At 40.9% G+C, this 15,478-nt stretch carries 14 protein-coding genes; 9 read left to right on the forward strand and 5 right to left on the reverse strand.

From position 1 onward, the window contains the following. Positions 1 to 699: 699 nt before the first annotated feature. The 3 genes from HWQ44_RS06075 (at position 700) to HWQ44_RS06085 (ending at position 3,765) form a co-directional block, all read left to right on the forward strand. Positions 700 to 1,989: a glucose-1-phosphate adenylyltransferase gene (locus HWQ44_RS06075; protein ID WP_292716245.1), complete on the forward strand. Its 1,290-nt coding sequence runs from the start codon at positions 700 to 702 to the stop codon at positions 1,987 to 1,989. A gap of 54 nt (positions 1,990 to 2,043) precedes the next feature. After that, positions 2,044 to 2,637, forward strand: coding sequence for an AAA family ATPase (locus tag HWQ44_RS06080; RefSeq protein WP_292716248.1), 594 nt, complete (start codon positions 2,044 to 2,046; stop codon positions 2,635 to 2,637). A 120-nt stretch (positions 2,638 to 2,757) separates the two neighbouring features. Further along, positions 2,758 to 3,765, forward strand: a complete 1,008-nt coding sequence (locus HWQ44_RS06085) for a DnaJ C-terminal domain-containing protein (protein WP_292716250.1) — start codon at positions 2,758 to 2,760, stop codon at positions 3,763 to 3,765. A gap of 253 nt (positions 3,766 to 4,018) precedes the next feature. Here the strand turns inward: HWQ44_RS06085 and HWQ44_RS06090 are convergent, their stop codons facing one another. Further along, complete coding sequence (locus tag HWQ44_RS06090) at positions 4,019 to 4,555, reverse strand: peroxiredoxin (protein ID WP_292716253.1); 537 nt, start codon at positions 4,553 to 4,555, stop codon at positions 4,019 to 4,021. A gap of 158 nt (positions 4,556 to 4,713) precedes the next feature. Beyond that, positions 4,714 to 5,325: a peroxiredoxin gene (locus tag HWQ44_RS06095; protein ID WP_073644091.1), complete on the reverse strand. Its 612-nt coding sequence runs from the start codon at positions 5,323 to 5,325 to the stop codon at positions 4,714 to 4,716. 131 nt (positions 5,326 to 5,456) lie between these two features. Between HWQ44_RS06095 and HWQ44_RS06100 the strand changes: the two genes are divergently transcribed. From HWQ44_RS06100 to HWQ44_RS06115, 4 genes are all read left to right on the forward strand, one after another. Further along, positions 5,457 to 7,637 (forward strand): amylo-alpha-1,6-glucosidase, encoded by a 2,181-nt coding sequence (locus HWQ44_RS06100; protein WP_292716259.1) that lies wholly within the window; start codon positions 5,457 to 5,459, stop codon positions 7,635 to 7,637. Positions 7,638 to 8,824: 1,187 nt separating this feature from the next. Then, entirely contained in the window at positions 8,825 to 9,292 is a 468-nt protein-coding gene (locus HWQ44_RS06105) for a hypothetical protein (protein ID WP_292716262.1), read from the forward strand. A 178-nt stretch (positions 9,293 to 9,470) separates the two neighbouring features. Continuing rightward, complete coding sequence (locus HWQ44_RS06110; protein WP_292716265.1) at positions 9,471 to 9,641, forward strand: hypothetical protein; 171 nt, start codon at positions 9,471 to 9,473, stop codon at positions 9,639 to 9,641. A gap of 71 nt (positions 9,642 to 9,712) precedes the next feature. Then, the gene (locus tag HWQ44_RS06115) at positions 9,713 to 10,834 is read left to right on the forward strand and encodes a hypothetical protein (RefSeq protein WP_292716268.1); all 1,122 of its coding nucleotides are present in this window, start codon (positions 9,713 to 9,715) and stop codon (positions 10,832 to 10,834) included. 509 nt (positions 10,835 to 11,343) lie between these two features. Here HWQ44_RS06115 and HWQ44_RS06120 read toward each other — a convergent pair. Then, the gene (locus tag HWQ44_RS06120; RefSeq protein ID WP_292716271.1) at positions 11,344 to 11,577 is read right to left on the reverse strand and encodes a hypothetical protein; all 234 of its coding nucleotides are present in this window, start codon (positions 11,575 to 11,577) and stop codon (positions 11,344 to 11,346) included. A gap of 139 nt (positions 11,578 to 11,716) precedes the next feature. Between HWQ44_RS06120 and HWQ44_RS06125 the strand changes: the two genes are divergently transcribed. Together HWQ44_RS06125 and HWQ44_RS06130 are read left to right on the forward strand one after the other, a co-directional pair. After that, positions 11,717 to 12,445, forward strand: coding sequence for a helix-turn-helix domain-containing protein (locus tag HWQ44_RS06125; RefSeq protein WP_292716274.1), 729 nt, complete (start codon positions 11,717 to 11,719; stop codon positions 12,443 to 12,445). Between the two features lie 232 nt (positions 12,446 to 12,677). Next, complete coding sequence (locus HWQ44_RS06130; RefSeq protein WP_292716278.1) at positions 12,678 to 13,031, forward strand: hypothetical protein; 354 nt, start codon at positions 12,678 to 12,680, stop codon at positions 13,029 to 13,031. Positions 13,032 to 13,091: 60 nt separating this feature from the next. Here HWQ44_RS06130 and HWQ44_RS06135 read toward each other — a convergent pair whose 3' ends face one another. Together HWQ44_RS06135 and HWQ44_RS06140 are read right to left on the reverse strand one after the other, a co-directional pair. Next, positions 13,092 to 14,732: a hypothetical protein gene (locus HWQ44_RS06135; RefSeq protein WP_292716281.1), complete on the reverse strand. Its 1,641-nt coding sequence runs from the start codon at positions 14,730 to 14,732 to the stop codon at positions 13,092 to 13,094. After that, positions 14,732 to 15,454, reverse strand: coding sequence for a hypothetical protein (locus tag HWQ44_RS06140; RefSeq protein WP_292716284.1), 723 nt, complete (start codon positions 15,452 to 15,454; stop codon positions 14,732 to 14,734). Before HWQ44_RS06140 ends, HWQ44_RS06135 begins: the two co-directional genes overlap by 1 nt. Positions 15,455 to 15,478: the final 24 nt, after the last annotated feature.

The following is a 15,478-nucleotide window of genomic DNA, read 5'->3' on the forward strand; positions in this document are numbered from 1 at the left end:
TGGCGCTCGGTGCGGCTGCGCCGCACCATCGCTTGTGACAGTTGCGTAAGTCCTGGAAACATTAGAGTCCGCGTAGCTTGGACAAGCTAGTGGCAAAATCGCGATGAGGCGTTGTTCTCAGTTCTAAAGCTTGCTAATACAGGGGTTAGTTAAACTTCGCTGTAGCGTCCGGCGAGATTGTTCAAGCTATTAGCGACATGGGGATGATTATCTCCCAGCAGGCATTGTCTCAATTCTCAAGCTTGCTGAAACCTGAGAATTTATATTTTTCCTCTACCTAGAACTACGGTGTACACACAAGTCAAGTTGGGAATCAAATGGACGGAAAAGAACGGAAATTCTTTTTAAGATCCTTGATTTTACATTAGAACCTGTCAATAATGTGACATTATTGATAATCAACTTGCTCAACTCAAAACCTTACCTACTAAGGCTTGTATTTTACCAGGTAAGGTTTTTAGCACTTGTGCGTACACTGTAGCTACCTAGAGGAAGCACAAGGGTTTAAGATCCCACTGTTGCGTATGGGCTGGCTGTGTTACTGCCTCCTACCTTCTTTAATTATTCGCTAGCAGCACTATCTATCACCAACAGCATTTTCTAAAATTCATCCCTAAGAATCATATGCTCCCCCTTACCAGCTGCCACATACAGTCCTAAACTGAGAGTGAGAGTTGAAAGGCAGTCGGGAGAAATTTTGTGAAGAAAGTATTATCAATCATTCTTGGTGGTGGTGCGGGTACTCGACTTTACCCACTAACGAAACTACGCGCTAAACCAGCAGTGCCAGTGGCGGGGAAGTACCGCTTAATCGATATCCCTGTCAGTAACTGCATCAATTCCGAAATATTCAAAATCTACGTCCTGACACAATTCAACTCAGCTTCCCTGAATCGTCACATCGCCCGTACCTATAACTTTACTGGCTTCAATGAAGGGTTTGTGGAAGTGCTAGCTGCACAACAAACACCAGAAAACCCCAACTGGTTCCAAGGTACAGCCGATGCTGTCCGTCAGTACTTGTGGTTAATGGAAGAATGGAATGCAGAAGAATATCTAATTCTCTCAGGCGATCACCTCTACCGGATGGATTATCGCCAGTTTATCCAACGCCATAGGGAAACGGGGGCTGATATTACTCTCTCAGTCATCCCCATTGATGAGCGCCGCGCCTCAGATTTTGGTTTGATGAAAATTGACGATTCTGGTAGAATAATCGATTTTAGTGAAAAACCCAAAGGTGAAGCGTTAATCAAAATGCGTGTTGATACAAGCGTACTGGGATTAACAAAAGAACAAGCCCAGGAACAGCCTTATATCGCCTCAATGGGGATTTATGTCTTTAAAAAAGAGGTTTTGTTCAAGTTGTTGAGAGAAGGTATAGAAAGGACTGATTTCGGTAAAGAAATTATTCCTGATGCCGCTAAAGATTACAATGTTCAAGCTTACCTTTTTGATGACTACTGGGAAGATATTGGAACAATCGAAGCATTCTATCATGCCAATTTAGCCCTAACTCAGCAGCCTCAACCACCATTTAGTTTTTACGATGAAGAAGCGCCAATTTATACCCGCGCTCGCTACTTACCTCCAAGTAAACTTTTAGATTGCCAAATCACAGAATCAATTATCGGCGAAGGTTGTATTTTGAAGAATTGCCGCATTCAACATTCAGTGTTGGGAGTGCGATCGCGAATTGAATCTGGTTGTGTCATCGAAGAGTCCCTACTCATGGGTGCAGATTTTTATCAAGCTTTTGTAGAACGCCAATGTAACGTAGAAAAAGGTGATATCCCTGTAGGTATTGGTACTGACTCGATTATTCGCGGTGCCATCATTGATAAAAACGCCAGTATCGGTCACGATGTCAAAATCATCAATAAAGATAACGTGCAAGAAGCTGACCGCGAAAGTCAAGGTTTCTACATCCGTAGTGGCATCGTCGTCGTGCTGAAAAATGCTGTAATTCCTGATGGAACAATCATTTAATAGTGCTGAGTGCTGAGTTGTGAGTCCTGAGTTAGGAGTTATGAGTTATGAGTTATGAATAAAATTTCTAATCACTCTTCACTCCTAACTTCTTACTCAGCCCGGGCTGAACGCCCCGCTACCGCTAACAGCACTCAAAACTCAGCACTCACTTTGCTGATTGGTCTTCCAGGTAGCGGCAAATCAACTTTGGCAAAACAATTATTGGCAGAATGTCCCCAAATGCAGATGATTTCTACAGATGCCATCCGGGGACAATTGTTTGGTTCCCAAGCCGTTCAGGGGCCGTGGCTGCTGATTTGGCACGAAATTGAGCGGCAATTTCAGCAAGCTATTTCCACTAAGAATACAGCTATTTTCGATGCCACCAATGCCCAGCGCCGCCATCGTCGTGAGGTCATTACTTTAGCCCGTAATTTGGGCTTTACCCAGATTACGGGAATTTGGGTTGACATGCCAGTTTGGTTGTGTTTGGCACACAATAAAAGGCGATCGCGCCAGGTTCCAGAAGAAATTATTTTGCGGATGCACCGTCAACTCCGGGATGCTCCCCCAAGCTTGGAAGAAGGACTAGACAACCTGATCCGCTTATCAGAAAAATCGGAGTACGGAAATTGCGATCGCTTGGTGAGCGAGAACCACACTTGATTTTATATATTTTTTGTTAATTTAAAATCAGATTCTTTTTGTTTGGCACTCTACCAGGCAAATTAAACATCTCTGATCTTAAAAAAAAACATAACGGGAATTTCTATAGGAGGCTGGTAGATGGCTGCAACCGACTTCAAAGACTATTACGCTATTTTGGGAGTCAGTAAGACTGCCAGTCCAGAGGAAATTAAACAAGCTTTTCGTAAACTAGCTCGCAAATATCACCCTGATGTCAACCCAAACAACAAACAGGCAGAGGCACGCTTCAAAGAAGTTAGTGAAGCCTACGAAGTTGTATCAGATCCAGATAAACGCAAAAAGTACGACCAATTCGGTCAATATTGGAAACAAGCTGGTGAAGGTTTCCCATCTGGCGGTGTTGGTGCCGATATGGGTAACTTTGACTTTAGTCAATACGGCAATTTTGATGAGTTCATTAATGAGTTGCTAGGACGCTTTGGTGGTGCTACCCCTCGTGGAGGGCGACAAAGTAACTCACAAAGTTATTCTTACCGCACTCCTACAGGTGCGCCAAGTGGTTTTAGCGGCTTTAACGATTTTGGGTTTCAAGATGCAGGTGCAGGTACCGCCCAAGATAGTGAAGCTGCGATCGCTCTAACTTTTGCTGAAGCATTTAATGGTGTGCAAAAACGCTTCAGTTTAGGTAACGAAACAATAGATGTCCGCATCCCATCTGGGGCTAAAACTGGCACTCGCCTGCGCGTGCGGGGCAAAGGTCAAATCAACCCTATGACTCAACAACGTGGGGATTTATACTTAAAAGTCGAACTTCAGCCGCACTCGTTCTTCCAAATGGAAGGCGATAACTTGGTGTGCGAAGTAGCAATCACACCAGATGAAGCCACTCTGGGAGCGTCTATTGATGTACCCACTCCCGATGGTTCTGTTAATGTCAAGCTACCAGCAGGAGTCCGTTCTGGTCAATCTCTGCGTTTACGTGGCAAAGGTTGGCCTCTAGCTAAGGGTGGACGCGGCGATCAGTTGGTGAAGGTGGCGATCGTGCCACCAAAAGACCTCAGCCAACAAGAGCGGGAATATTATGAAAAAATCCGGGCTATACGTACTTATAATCCCCGCAGTCATTTGAACCAAGTCAGGCTTTAAAAAGTAAAAAGTAAAAAGAGAATCCCCATAAATTAAAGTTTGTAGTCAGGATTTTAGTCCTGAAAATCCTTGTATTGAACCATGAATTGCTCAATACAAGGATTTTATTTTATGTTTAACTTTTGCCTACTTAGTAAATTGCAAGGGTCTTATTTTACGTTGCCATTTTTGCGATCTACAAGAATCTTAAGAGTTCCCAATCCCTACTCCCTAGTCTCTAGCACCAAATTCTATTTATTTTTAATATTTATAATCAATTGAATTGTTCTAACAAAGTCTCAACACTAGCATTGTGATCCAAAAAAGAAAATAAATGCCAGTAGCGGAGTTTTCCTTCTTTATCTAATACAAGCTGTGCTGGTAAAGGCGCTCCTAGTGCTTGTCCTACTTGATATGTACGAAAGACTCGACAACTAGGATCGCTCAATAATGGCATTTTTAACCCTAAATCTCTGACAACAATTTGACTCTGCCGTTCATCGGTACTAGTAATCATCAAAACTTCTACACCAAGTTTTTTAAATTGCTCGTAGTTCTCATTCAAGGCTTTGATGTGAGGGAAACAAAAGGGACAATATTGCTTTTCAGTAAAGATCCGAGTAAAGGCAAGTAACACTGGTTGTTTGCCTTTATAATCAGACAATTTTACTAAAGTCCCGTTGGTAATATCTGGCAATTGAAAATCTGGCGTTCCCACTCCCAACCTGAGTTTATTGCTAGCTGGAACTGGTAAAAAATTTCGGAAGAATCGCTCATTTAATAAGCCACTAAAATCAGTTGAAGTCAGCATATTTTTAACCCTGATTATTTCAATACAATTTTATAAAAAAACCACAGATATATACGGAGGTTGACATTGTTTAATGTGTATCTCTGTTTATCTGTGGTTTTCATTGATTTTGCTCTCAACTCCAACAGTATGGATTAGAGTTTGCTAGCTAGCTAAATTTAGACAGCAGAGAAGTAAACTTTAGACTTCACTGGGTCAGGATTCATTGTCTTGTCACCAGGTTGCCAACCAGCTGGGCAAACTTCGTCGGGGTGAGACTGAACATACTGAATTGCTTGTAATGTCCGCAGGGTTTCATCAACGCTGCGACCAAAAGCTAGGTTGTTAATGGTGGCGTGCTGTATGATACCATCTTTATCGATGATGAACAAACCACGCAAGGCAATGCCTGCTGCTGGGTCAAGAACGTTGTAAGCGGCGCTAATCTCTTTTTTGATGTCGGAAACTAGAGGATAATTTAGGTCACCGACGCCACCAGACTTACGATCTGTTTGAATCCAAGCGAGGTGGGAGAATTCACTGTCAACGGAAGCCCCAAGGATTTCCGTATTAATTTTCTTGAATTCTTCGTAGCGATCGCTAAATGCTGTAATTTCAGTAGGACAAACAAAGGTAAAGTCTAGTGGGTAGAAAAACAGGACGACATACTTACCGCGATAATCGGAAAGTTTGATTGTCTTAAATTCCTGATCTACCACAGCCGTTGCTGTGAAATCGGGAGCTTGTTGACCAACGCGGAGGCTTCCTTCGGTTCCGTAAGTAAGGGACATTAACCTAATTCTCCTTTATCGGTTTAGTAGCGTTGGAATTTGGGTCAAGTAAAACTCACCCATCCACGCTCTCACAGTTTAATTACGATCTGTTACGACTATATCATACTCATAACGATTTTGAGTAGCAAATGCTTGATTTAGATACAAGAGAATGGTTGCTTACCAATGGCTTGGGAAGTTTTGCCAGCGGTACAGTTTCTGATGTCCGCACACGCACTTATCATGGTTGGCTGTTTGCCGCGACAAACCCACCTTCTGGGAGAACTCTGCTGTTTTCACACCTAGAAGCTAGCTTGGAAGTACTAGGGAACGTTGTGGCACTAGGGACAAATTTTTGGGGTAATGGTCAGATTGAGCGGGCAGGCTACGAACTGTTACGTCATTTTGATATTAACCCAGTTCCAAAATGGATTTGGGGTCAAGATAACTGGCAGTTAACCAGACAATTGGTGATGCCCTATGGTTTAGTGGGGACTGGGGACTGGGGAATGGGGGCTGAGGACTGGGCACAAGAAGCACAAGGGAGAATAAGTAATGCCCCATACCCAATGCCCAATGCCCAATGCCCAATGCCCAATGCTTCTGCCCAATTTTGCCATCGAATTTTAATCCAATATCGCTACGAGGGAAGTCATACAGCAATTTTACGGTTGCGACTGTTAATAGCAGAACGTGACTTTCACCACCAGCAGACTGCTAGTCCAGAATTAAAGTTCTCACAATTGCTAGGGCAACAGCAAGTCTGCCTGCAAGCAGTGAATTCTGGGCGTTTCGGTATACCTTGGCACTTGCGCTGGACACAAGGAAATTATCAACCAGATGCAGTTTGGTATTGGCATTATGGATTGCCCGAAGAGACGAAACGGGGATTAGGCGATAAAGAAGACCTCTACAGTCCTGGTTACTTGATAGTCCCCCTCCAACCAGGAGATACGGTGACTCTAGAAGCACGAGTGGGTTTTCCCGACTCGGTGCCAGGTATTCTTACCCCCGAAACCTTTGCAGAAGCCGTAGAGGCAGAGCAAGAAAGGCTCTCACATATTTTTGGATGGAGTAAAGGAGCAACTGAAGGTTGGGGACTGGGGACTGAGGAAGAGTTTTCCAATCCCCAATCCCTAATCCCCAATCCCCAATCCCTAATCCCCAGTCCCCAGTCCCTACTCTGGCAACAACTAATCAAAGCAAGCGATCAGTTTATCGTTTATCGAGCATCAATTGCAGGCCCTACAGTTATTGCTGGTTATCACTGGTTTAATGATTGGGGACGCGATACATTAATTGCCTTACCGGGGTTGGCACTAGTTCCACAACGCTTTGACCTGGCAAAAGGAGTATTGCGAACTTTTGGGCATTATTGTCGCCACGGTTTGATTCCTAATGCATTTCCTGATGTCAATGGCGAACCAATTTATAACAGTATTGATGCGGCGTTGTGGTGGATTGAAACTCTAGGACTTTATTTAGAAGCTACCCAAGACTGGGATTTTTTGGCAGAGCAATTCTCTGTAGTACAGCAAATCTACAAAGCATTTGTGGGTGGTACACATTTCAATATCCAGGTCGATGCTACTGATGGGCTAATTAGTTGGGATACTCGTGGTGTAGCCCTCACTTGGATGGATGTGGTAATTGGGTCACACCCTGTCACTCCCCGTCACGGGAAGCCAGTGGAAATCAACGCGCTGTGGTATTCTGCTTTATGTTGGCTGAGTCAATGGGCAAAGCGCTTGAGCCAGCTTGAGTATGGTGAGCCAGTGCGTCTCACTAAGCAAGCACAGCGTTATGCTCAACAAGCACAACACGTGAAAACCTCGCTGCAAAAGTTCTGGAATCCTCAGCTTGGTTATTTGTACGATACTATTGAGCCGGACGATCGCCGGAATTTTCAAATTCGTCCCAATGCTGTTTTGGCGCTGTCGCTACACCATTGTGGATTTTCTGAACAGCAAGGGTGTCAGATATTAGATTTGGCAACTGCCAGTTTGCTTACCCCCTATGGTCTTCGCAGTCTCGATCCAGGAGATCCCGAATATAAAGGGAAATATGAAGGCAACCAAGAGCAACGCGATCGCGCTTATCACCAAGGCACTGTTTGGGCTTGGCTAATTGGGCCATATATTCGGGCTTGGCAACGTTTTTATCCACAGCGATCGCTGCCTTTTAATTGGCAATCTCTGCTAGATCACTTTCTATTTGATGCTTGTCTTGGTTCTATTTCTGAGATTTTTGATGGCGATTCACCTCACACACCCAGAGGAGCGATCGCTCAAGCTTGGTCAGTTGCCGAAGTAATCCGCCACCTTAAATAGTGCTGAGTACTGAGTTTTGAGTCCTGAGTATAGATCGTGTACATTCACAAATTGAATGTCGCTATTTCACAAATTAATGTCGCAGTTTTTAAGCCATAAAACCTTTGCTAAGCAAGGGTTTTCTCAATTTATACGAGTAACCAAAAGTCACTATAGATTTTACCCTATTTCACAAATTCAGGTCGCAAAACCAAAAATTTCACATTTTAAGGGTCGTTTATTTTTTTCAGTAAGAAAGTGTGCTAAAAAACTTCACAAATTAGATGTCGGATTATTTTTTACCACAATGACAGGTAAATTACTGAAGCTTTCTGACTGGTTGGTAGCTTTAGAGTGCACGCACGTAGCAATGGAGAGTACGGGAGTTGTTAGCTGCGGTTAGATTTTCAAGTCAGTGTCTTTGAGACACAATACTACGTCGTATTCCGCAACAGTTTCCGCCGTCATTTGGCAGTGCGGCTGTATTAGGTTTAAAAATTTCACTTTTGGGTTGGCAAAAACTCATAAGCTCTCTTGAGTACTGTTTCACTGTTGATGATTTATGACAGTGCTTTGCCAAATCCTTGACTTAGCATCCCTGCGGGAATAAATTAAACAAACCTTCGATACCTCACGATTAATAGTGTGGCCAAAACAGATACTCCAAAAAAGGTTTGTTCAATTTATTTTTGCTCAACCCCTTAGAGCATAACCTATCGATATTGCACGCTCATTCAATCTGCGATCGCCTAACTCACAGGTTGCAAAATTTTTCTCCTACCAATCCAGCATTGCTCGTCTCCTTTAACACCCGATTTCAATTACTGTATTGTATATGCTGTGCTGTTTCTTAAATTCTTTGCCAGTCTGCCTTTCAAGACTTAACGGGAAAAGTCAGATATGAGCCAAGCGATCGCCAGTCTCCAAGTTAGATTTATCCCCTTTTCCCGTACCCTCTTGACAAATGTGCAATCCCTTAATTCTCATGGCTGCACAGGATCTACCAAGTGTGTATGAATAGAGTACATTTTCTTCTTCGTAAAGTTTCCTAAAGAAAAATGATCAAAATCAGTTACTTTTTTCGTAGCTACATCAGTTCTCTCGTATACTTTCTGTTATAAAAATTCAACCGTACTCTCAATAAAGCTACTGGACATCAGTAGGTAAAAGGCAAAGCGAGTAGTACTTTATATTAATATTATTAAATTATGGCCTATCCCTTTCGTATTAATACCTCCAAGGTTAGCGGCGATGCGTTAACCTCAGATACAGTTAGCGCTGAGTATTCAGAGCGCCTCCTGAAACTTATTCCATCAGAGGTACTTAGTCTTTATGTTGCAGTACGAGGGCTTTGGATAGATCCGTTGAAATTAAATTCTTCGCCCGCTGAAGGTGCTTCCCTAAGCTTTCTGGACTTTTGGCCGATTATTTGTATTGTGCTCCTTATCCTTTTCCGTTTATGGGGAACCCGACTTACCACAGACTGGAAAACCACCCAACTGAAGGCGGTTGCAATCTCTGCTATTTCCTTTGTTATTTGGGTTTATACGCTCGGCGACGATATTTTAGGATGGCACCTGCCTGACACGCGCTATGCCGCCACTGCAGCTATTGTATGGGTGTTTGCGATTCCCATCTTCTTTCCCTATTTAGTTACTGACACTAGCAAATCCTGAAAGGCATAGTTTTTTGTAATGCTGTGAGTATCTCATTCTCAAAGTTAGAAAATAAAAGTAGAAAACTAGGGTATGGATGAGAGTCAAATACTAAAAAATGAGTAAGCTAATGAGCATTTAAGTTGCATAAAACCAGGGATAAAGCCTTTACTACAAGCGAATCAGTCTGGAAAAATGAATGACGATTAGCTTATCTCAAACAGTGGGCACCCATAGTATCAGAGAAGATGCCACATCTGTCGATACCGCAAGTGGTGGGGCTGGCGACATGGAGTTTTGGCATGGTAATGACCAAAGAAGTGTCTCATGTAACAAAAATTACGATAATCATATTAATACTTATAAATAAAAGCACCTTACCTTACCAGCGAATTTGAGCTAAGTAAAGATAACAACAAAAAACTTGACGGAGACCAACTTATGCAATTCGACTCGGTTCTTGAGCTTAAAAACGAATTTTTAAGTAAAAACTTTAAAGACGATTTGGAAAGTAAGCAAGATAAAGACGATTTGCAGCCCAAAGCACATACAGATCACGTAAGTGAATTTAGCCTTATGAGGTCTTCAATGGGATATTTTGGTTTTGGCTACATAGCCAAGGGCAGGAATGATTATGAGCTCGATCTACGCCTTCAAAACCCAGACAAGGAGATGTATAAGGAAGCCGAAAAATTTAGGGATGAGAGAGCAAAGCGCGAGGCGCGCATAGCAGTTATAAAGGATGTAAAAATCCCTTCTCGAGGTACCCTTCCACAATCAGGAAGCGGTAATGGACATCTTCAGCTAATCGCCACAATGCGTCCACTTCACATAGGTTTATCAGTAGCGCATCTACATGGCCAGGCGGGCACACTAGGTGCATTCGTTCGCACATCCAACAGAGATATAGGAGTATTGTCCAATAACCATATTCTTAGCTCAATATCTACACTAAGACATTTAATAATTCAACCGAGCGCGCTAGATATAAAGCTCCAAAGTCAAGAGATCCAAAGGCACCACGAGATTGGTTACTTTGAGAACTGTATCCATATCTCTAAACGTGTAGATAATAAAGTGGATGCGGCTTACGCCATTCTTAATAAGGACATTTCTCATGAGGGTAATTTACTGCCAAGAGGATTCGCCATTCCGGATGAAGGACGGAGAATTGCGGAAGCCGCAGATCCTCTCGATCCTGAAGTGCTAGTCGGCAACAGCACTGTTGCGAAATTTGGTCGTACTACTGGATACACTAGTGTATCTGGAAATACTGATAAACCACTAGTAGCAGTAGCGAGTGTGTCAGTTAAGTTCGCAGATGTTGGGGAAATCAACTTTTGTGATGTCATTGAAATCCCTTGGGAATCAAATAATATTCCATTTAGTCAAGGCGGAGATTCTGGTAGCTTAATTTTCCTACCCGGTTCTCTTAGGGCTATTGGTCTCCATTTTGCAAGCGGTGAAAGAAAAGACCTTGATACTGGTAGATCGATAATGGTGAGCTATGCCTGTAATTTATCTTATGTTCTAAGGCATTTAGAACTTACTTTAGTGACGTAATTAGGGGTTCAGCCGAAATACATGGAAGTACGATTAGTTCTGGAGAAAACCATCCTAAAGGGAGAATTCCAGGCTTCAGTAGACTAACCCCAACAGGGGTTGAATTGGCACTTTAATCCTCTGCTGATGACAACTTGATATTCATGTAAGTGAAGTGAAATTTTCAACCAAATCCTATCCCCTGGTGCAGGGTTGAAAGCATCTAAAACTATTTAGATACTAGTAGCTTATACGGAGGAGACTGACTATCAAATTCGTAAAGCGGGGACAAAAGCGGTTATGAATCGTACCTATTATTGCAGTCTTTTGATCGGAAGTTAACATGAATTAAACTGTTTCCGTTTCATCTGGATAACAAGTATGTAGGCTCTTTATGCGTAGATAAGGAAGAGAAAAGGGGTAGCTAAACGCTACCCCTTTTCTCTGCATAAAATGATCATCATTAGAGAATCCTATCTATTTTTTTTTGTACAGATAATTTCTTACCTAGAAGTCCCTTATGAAAACCTCTAATCAGCTCGTGCGTAAGTCCTGACACAGTCAATTTTTACTACAGTGTTGGGCGGGTTTATATTCTTTAAATGTTTCTCTATCACCTCACGCCGAGTACCAGGGTCTACATCAATGCGAAGAACAGGTTGATCAGGGTTATCCCAGTATGCACCAATACTAGTAACTCCCGATACTCCTGTTAAAAGTTGATTTGCTTGGCTTTTTAATGAAACTAGACTTATTTTAGACATAAAAACGCAATCAAAATAAGGTTTAAAGCGTTTGGAAATTATTCTTCTTCAAATACCATCAAACCCTATATTTCTTAACTCTTGGTCGGACAAAGATGTAAAACTTGTGTAAAACTTGTGTAGAAGCTATCATCATAGCATGGGCAGATCATTCCAAGCATCGAAAGATGGGCTTCAAAAAGCTGCGAAAGCGTTAAAACTTAAAGGGTGGACGCAAGAGTACCTGGCGGGGGCTGTAGGTTGTACTCGACAGACCATAATCAAATTTTTTGCTAGGCGACCTATTGAAAAGCACTTGTTCCAAAATATATCTAATAAACTAGGCTTGGAATGGGGTGAGATTGTGGAACTGGAGTCAGCAGAAGAGCAAGCCAGGATGAGTCTTGGTATGGAGACAGAACGAGGGAAAACCTCTGAGGTTGTCCAGGAGGAGCGCAGCGCTACACAGATATTGACTTCTCCAGTATCCCTAGTAGAAAAACAAAATGCTAACTATAAAGAACAACTTGTTATTACACTTACTGGAGATGTAGAAAGTCTCCTTAATAATCCGGATGTTCAGGCAGCTTTGCTAGTGTTGATGCAACAGGCTTCAAAGGATGCAAGCTTAAGAATTGATAGGATTGAGAAAGGCAGTATAAAAATAACCTTCAGCGGTTCAAAAGAAGGTTTTAAAAGGCTTAATGAGCAAATCGAATCAGGCAATTTGACTGAAGTATTGGGTATTCCTGTTGAAGATGTACAGTTATTACCTAGCAGCACTACAAGTGAAGAGCAATATAAAATTCGTCTAGTCCAAGAAATTATTGCTCAGGGAGCTAGTGGTCGAGACCTAAGTGATTCTAACTTTAGTGGTTTAGAGCTATAGCTCACGACTCACTACTTATATTTTTTAAAGTGGCTCAGGTCGGAGTTGAACCAACGACCCCAGGCTTATGAGTCCCAAAATAAAGCCAACTATATAAGGAGCTTCAGCTCCAGGTATCTTATTGCATAGTCAGGTAATAGTCAATACCTATCTTATTTTATTGGTGTTTATTGAAACTAATAAATTCACTGATTAATATTGATACAGCTTAAAAGTCAGGATTAAAAACTTTATGAATATATACAAATCAGGTGATGGTTACAGTGACTACAAAGACATAACCCTTCAGGTAGTACTAAAATCAGGAAATACGTACCCAGAAATCAAGTGCCCTTGGTTTCGTATTTTCTCTCCTCCATTTAATGCTCTATTTGAAAACCCTTCTGTTTCGTATGATGCTAGTGTTCCAATTTATTATAGTGAAATAAATAGTGTAAGACTAGATCACAATAAAGTTGGCCCTGAAAATTATGTAAGTTTTATTGATGACGAAGGAGAAATTTGGAATATTGTTAGTTATGAAAAATTGAATAATATTCCAGATCCACCTGGGTTGGCTTTTCATTTAAAAAAACAAGAAAACTAAATAAAACATCTTTAGACAAAAAGGAAGGAATGTTATTTCCTTCCTTTTTGTCTACTTAGCTTAAGCAACTCTATCCATTAAATAGTCTGCTGCTTCCTCTTGATCGTAATAGGTATTATTACTCTCTCTTCTCTTCCAAGCATAGCTAGCTAAAGCCAAGCTCATAACTGTATCTGTAGGTAAACCTCGATCATCCAATTTATAAAATCTCATTTCAGTTTTAAGTTGCTTCAGACGGTCTAACTCATCATAAGGAATTACAAGTTTACCTCTCTCTACAATCCCTGCCAAGTTAGACAGCATAAAAGTTTTATGGTTATGTTTATTATTTTTAGCTGGCTTCTTAGTTGAATTGATTGGGGTACACATTAATATCTCTTCAGGTGTAAGCTCCTTCTCTATAGCCTCTTTCAGGTACTGACCAGCTAGGGCTGTCGCATCATAATAAAGTTCACCAGGGAATTGGTTTAACCTTCTTCTAATTCTTTCAATAGTGCCATCTTGTTGAAATAGTGGAGTCTTACTAATTCTTTCAAAAGCTACTATTCTTAATTCTCTATCAATATATTGAAGAGTAGTAAGTACAGTTGAGTCACCATTAGTACAACCAGCTACATCAACTCCAGTAAAGAATTGTGAAGTTGGTCCTCCTTTAGGGAGATAAGGATAGTCAGGATGAGTACCATGTTCAGGTAAACAGAAGCCTGTAACTGGGTCATCATAAGGGAAGAAGCAAGTATGCCTCTCTCCTTTTTCAACAGCAATATCAAGCCAATTACCAGCAAAGAATGTAGAACCATAGTTGGCAAACTTACCATATACCTCTTCCCTGATCTGAGCCTGGGTCATATTGACCATGTTGGCTTGGATAGTTTCAGGGGGATTGACAGGGTTATCAAACTGAGAAAACTCTGCGATCACAACTGAATTATCTTTTTTAAGTTTGCGCTCTTTAAACTCTGCCCATAGCTTTCTAAAATAAATAGCTCCCTGCCCTGCAGATTCCCCTTCTCCTTGAGGGGTAGAGATAAAGTACTTACGCCCACTAACTTCAGTTCCTCTGACATTAAGTATTTTCATACGTAAATGTTCTAAGGCATACTCAGAAGCAGACTCATCTAAAGTGGCTATATCTAAATAGAAACCTAGAATGAATCTTCCTCTTTGAACAGTAGCTTGAAACCAAATAATACTATTTAAACAAGTTTCTATAAAAGGTTGCTGTCCATCAGAGATGTGCTTAATGAAGCCTATGCTGGTCAGGAAGGGGCTATCATTAACTAGGTTGATTATTTCATCCTTTACTAACTTTGCTTGCTTCAGAGAGGGCGCACAGTTAATAGATTGAAACCTTTTACTATAGTCACCATAGAAGACAGAAGTAGTAGGGCGCTTTCTATAAAATAAAAACCATAAATGCATAAGAGCAGTAACAAAAGTCTTACCACTTCTACTACCTGCTTTTAATATTCCTTCTTGAGCATTAACAGCTTGCCTTAACCATTGTCTTTGTTTAGGGTGCCCTTTAACTGTCTCACCTGTTTCAGGATGTAAACGCTCAACTTCATTTAAATATAAGTTTACCTTTTCCCCTAAAAAGTATTTAACAAATAACACAGGATCATTTGCTCCAGCTAAGAATTGTTGTCTTAATGTTTCTGACTTTAATATACCTTCTAAATCTGATGGGATAGCACTCATTAGTCATCATCCCCTAATTCATATTCAACTTCTATATCAGCAGGTTTGAGAGCTAATAAGTCATCTAACTTAGCTTCAGGATTAGCAGACAAATAACCTCTAACCATATCTTGAATTAACATTACAGGGTCAACACTTATCTGGTCATATAAAGATTTAAGGATAGCTTCATTCTCATTTCTATCACGTAATTCTTTTCTAGTCTTTAAGGTGGAATTAATCTGAGCTTGATGGACTTGAATAACTTTAGATATATCAGTTATAGCTTTACTTAGTCCGTTAATATTATTAGTTAAAACTTCTAGTTCCCGTGGTTCTCTTCTTTTAGAACCAGATAATAATTCAACAGCAGTGTTATATCTTTCTATTATTTCAGACTGATGCTCAATTAATCTGCTAATCATGGCATCAGTAAGCATTAAACTATTATCTAGTAAGCTTTCTTTATTATAGTCAGTAGCTAATAGTTCCTTCTTTTCTTTACTTGTTAGTGATTTAATAGCTCTCATATTTTCATATTTAATTAATTTAGAATTTAAACCATGTGTAATCTTAGCTTTAGCTGCTTTACCTCCATGAGATGCACAACACTTATAGCCAAGCATTACTTTATTTTTACATTGTGTGCCATCTTTTTTAATAACAGAACATCTAACTGGTTCCTCTCTTTTACCTGATAAATATCTATGTTTATATACTGCACTTTCTTTATATGATGACAAAAGATATCCTCCAAATACTTACAT

This window comes from Nostoc sp. JL34 (assembly GCF_017114945.1).
Classification (GTDB): Bacteria; Cyanobacteriota; Cyanobacteriia; order Cyanobacteriales; family Nostocaceae; genus Nostoc.

Bases quoted from the DNA above. Each gene is read 5' to 3' on its own strand.
- HWQ44_RS06080 (WP_292716248.1), top strand. From the start codon at position 2,044: ATGAATAAAATTTCTAATCACTCTTCACTCCTAACTTCTTACTCAGCC.
- HWQ44_RS06085 (WP_292716250.1), top strand. From the start codon at position 2,758: ATGGCTGCAACCGACTTCAAAGACTATTACGCTATTTTGGGAGTCAGT.
- HWQ44_RS06090 (WP_292716253.1), bottom strand. From the start codon at position 4,555: ATGCTGACTTCAACTGATTTTAGTGGCTTATTAAATGAGCGATTCTTC.
- HWQ44_RS06095 (WP_073644091.1), bottom strand. From the start codon at position 5,325: ATGTCCCTTACTTACGGAACCGAAGGAAGCCTCCGCGTTGGTCAACAA.
- HWQ44_RS06100 (WP_292716259.1), top strand. From the start codon at position 5,457: ATGCTTGATTTAGATACAAGAGAATGGTTGCTTACCAATGGCTTGGGA.
- HWQ44_RS06105 (WP_292716262.1), top strand. From the start codon at position 8,825: ATGGCCTATCCCTTTCGTATTAATACCTCCAAGGTTAGCGGCGATGCG.
- HWQ44_RS06110 (WP_292716265.1), top strand. From the start codon at position 9,471: ATGACGATTAGCTTATCTCAAACAGTGGGCACCCATAGTATCAGAGAA.
- HWQ44_RS06115 (WP_292716268.1), top strand. From the start codon at position 9,713: ATGCAATTCGACTCGGTTCTTGAGCTTAAAAACGAATTTTTAAGTAAA.
- HWQ44_RS06120 (WP_292716271.1), bottom strand. From the start codon at position 11,577: ATGTCTAAAATAAGTCTAGTTTCATTAAAAAGCCAAGCAAATCAACTT.
- HWQ44_RS06125 (WP_292716274.1), top strand. From the start codon at position 11,717: ATGGGCAGATCATTCCAAGCATCGAAAGATGGGCTTCAAAAAGCTGCG.
- HWQ44_RS06130 (WP_292716278.1), top strand. From the start codon at position 12,678: ATGAATATATACAAATCAGGTGATGGTTACAGTGACTACAAAGACATA.
- HWQ44_RS06135 (WP_292716281.1), bottom strand. From the start codon at position 14,732: ATGAGTGCTATCCCATCAGATTTAGAAGGTATATTAAAGTCAGAAACA.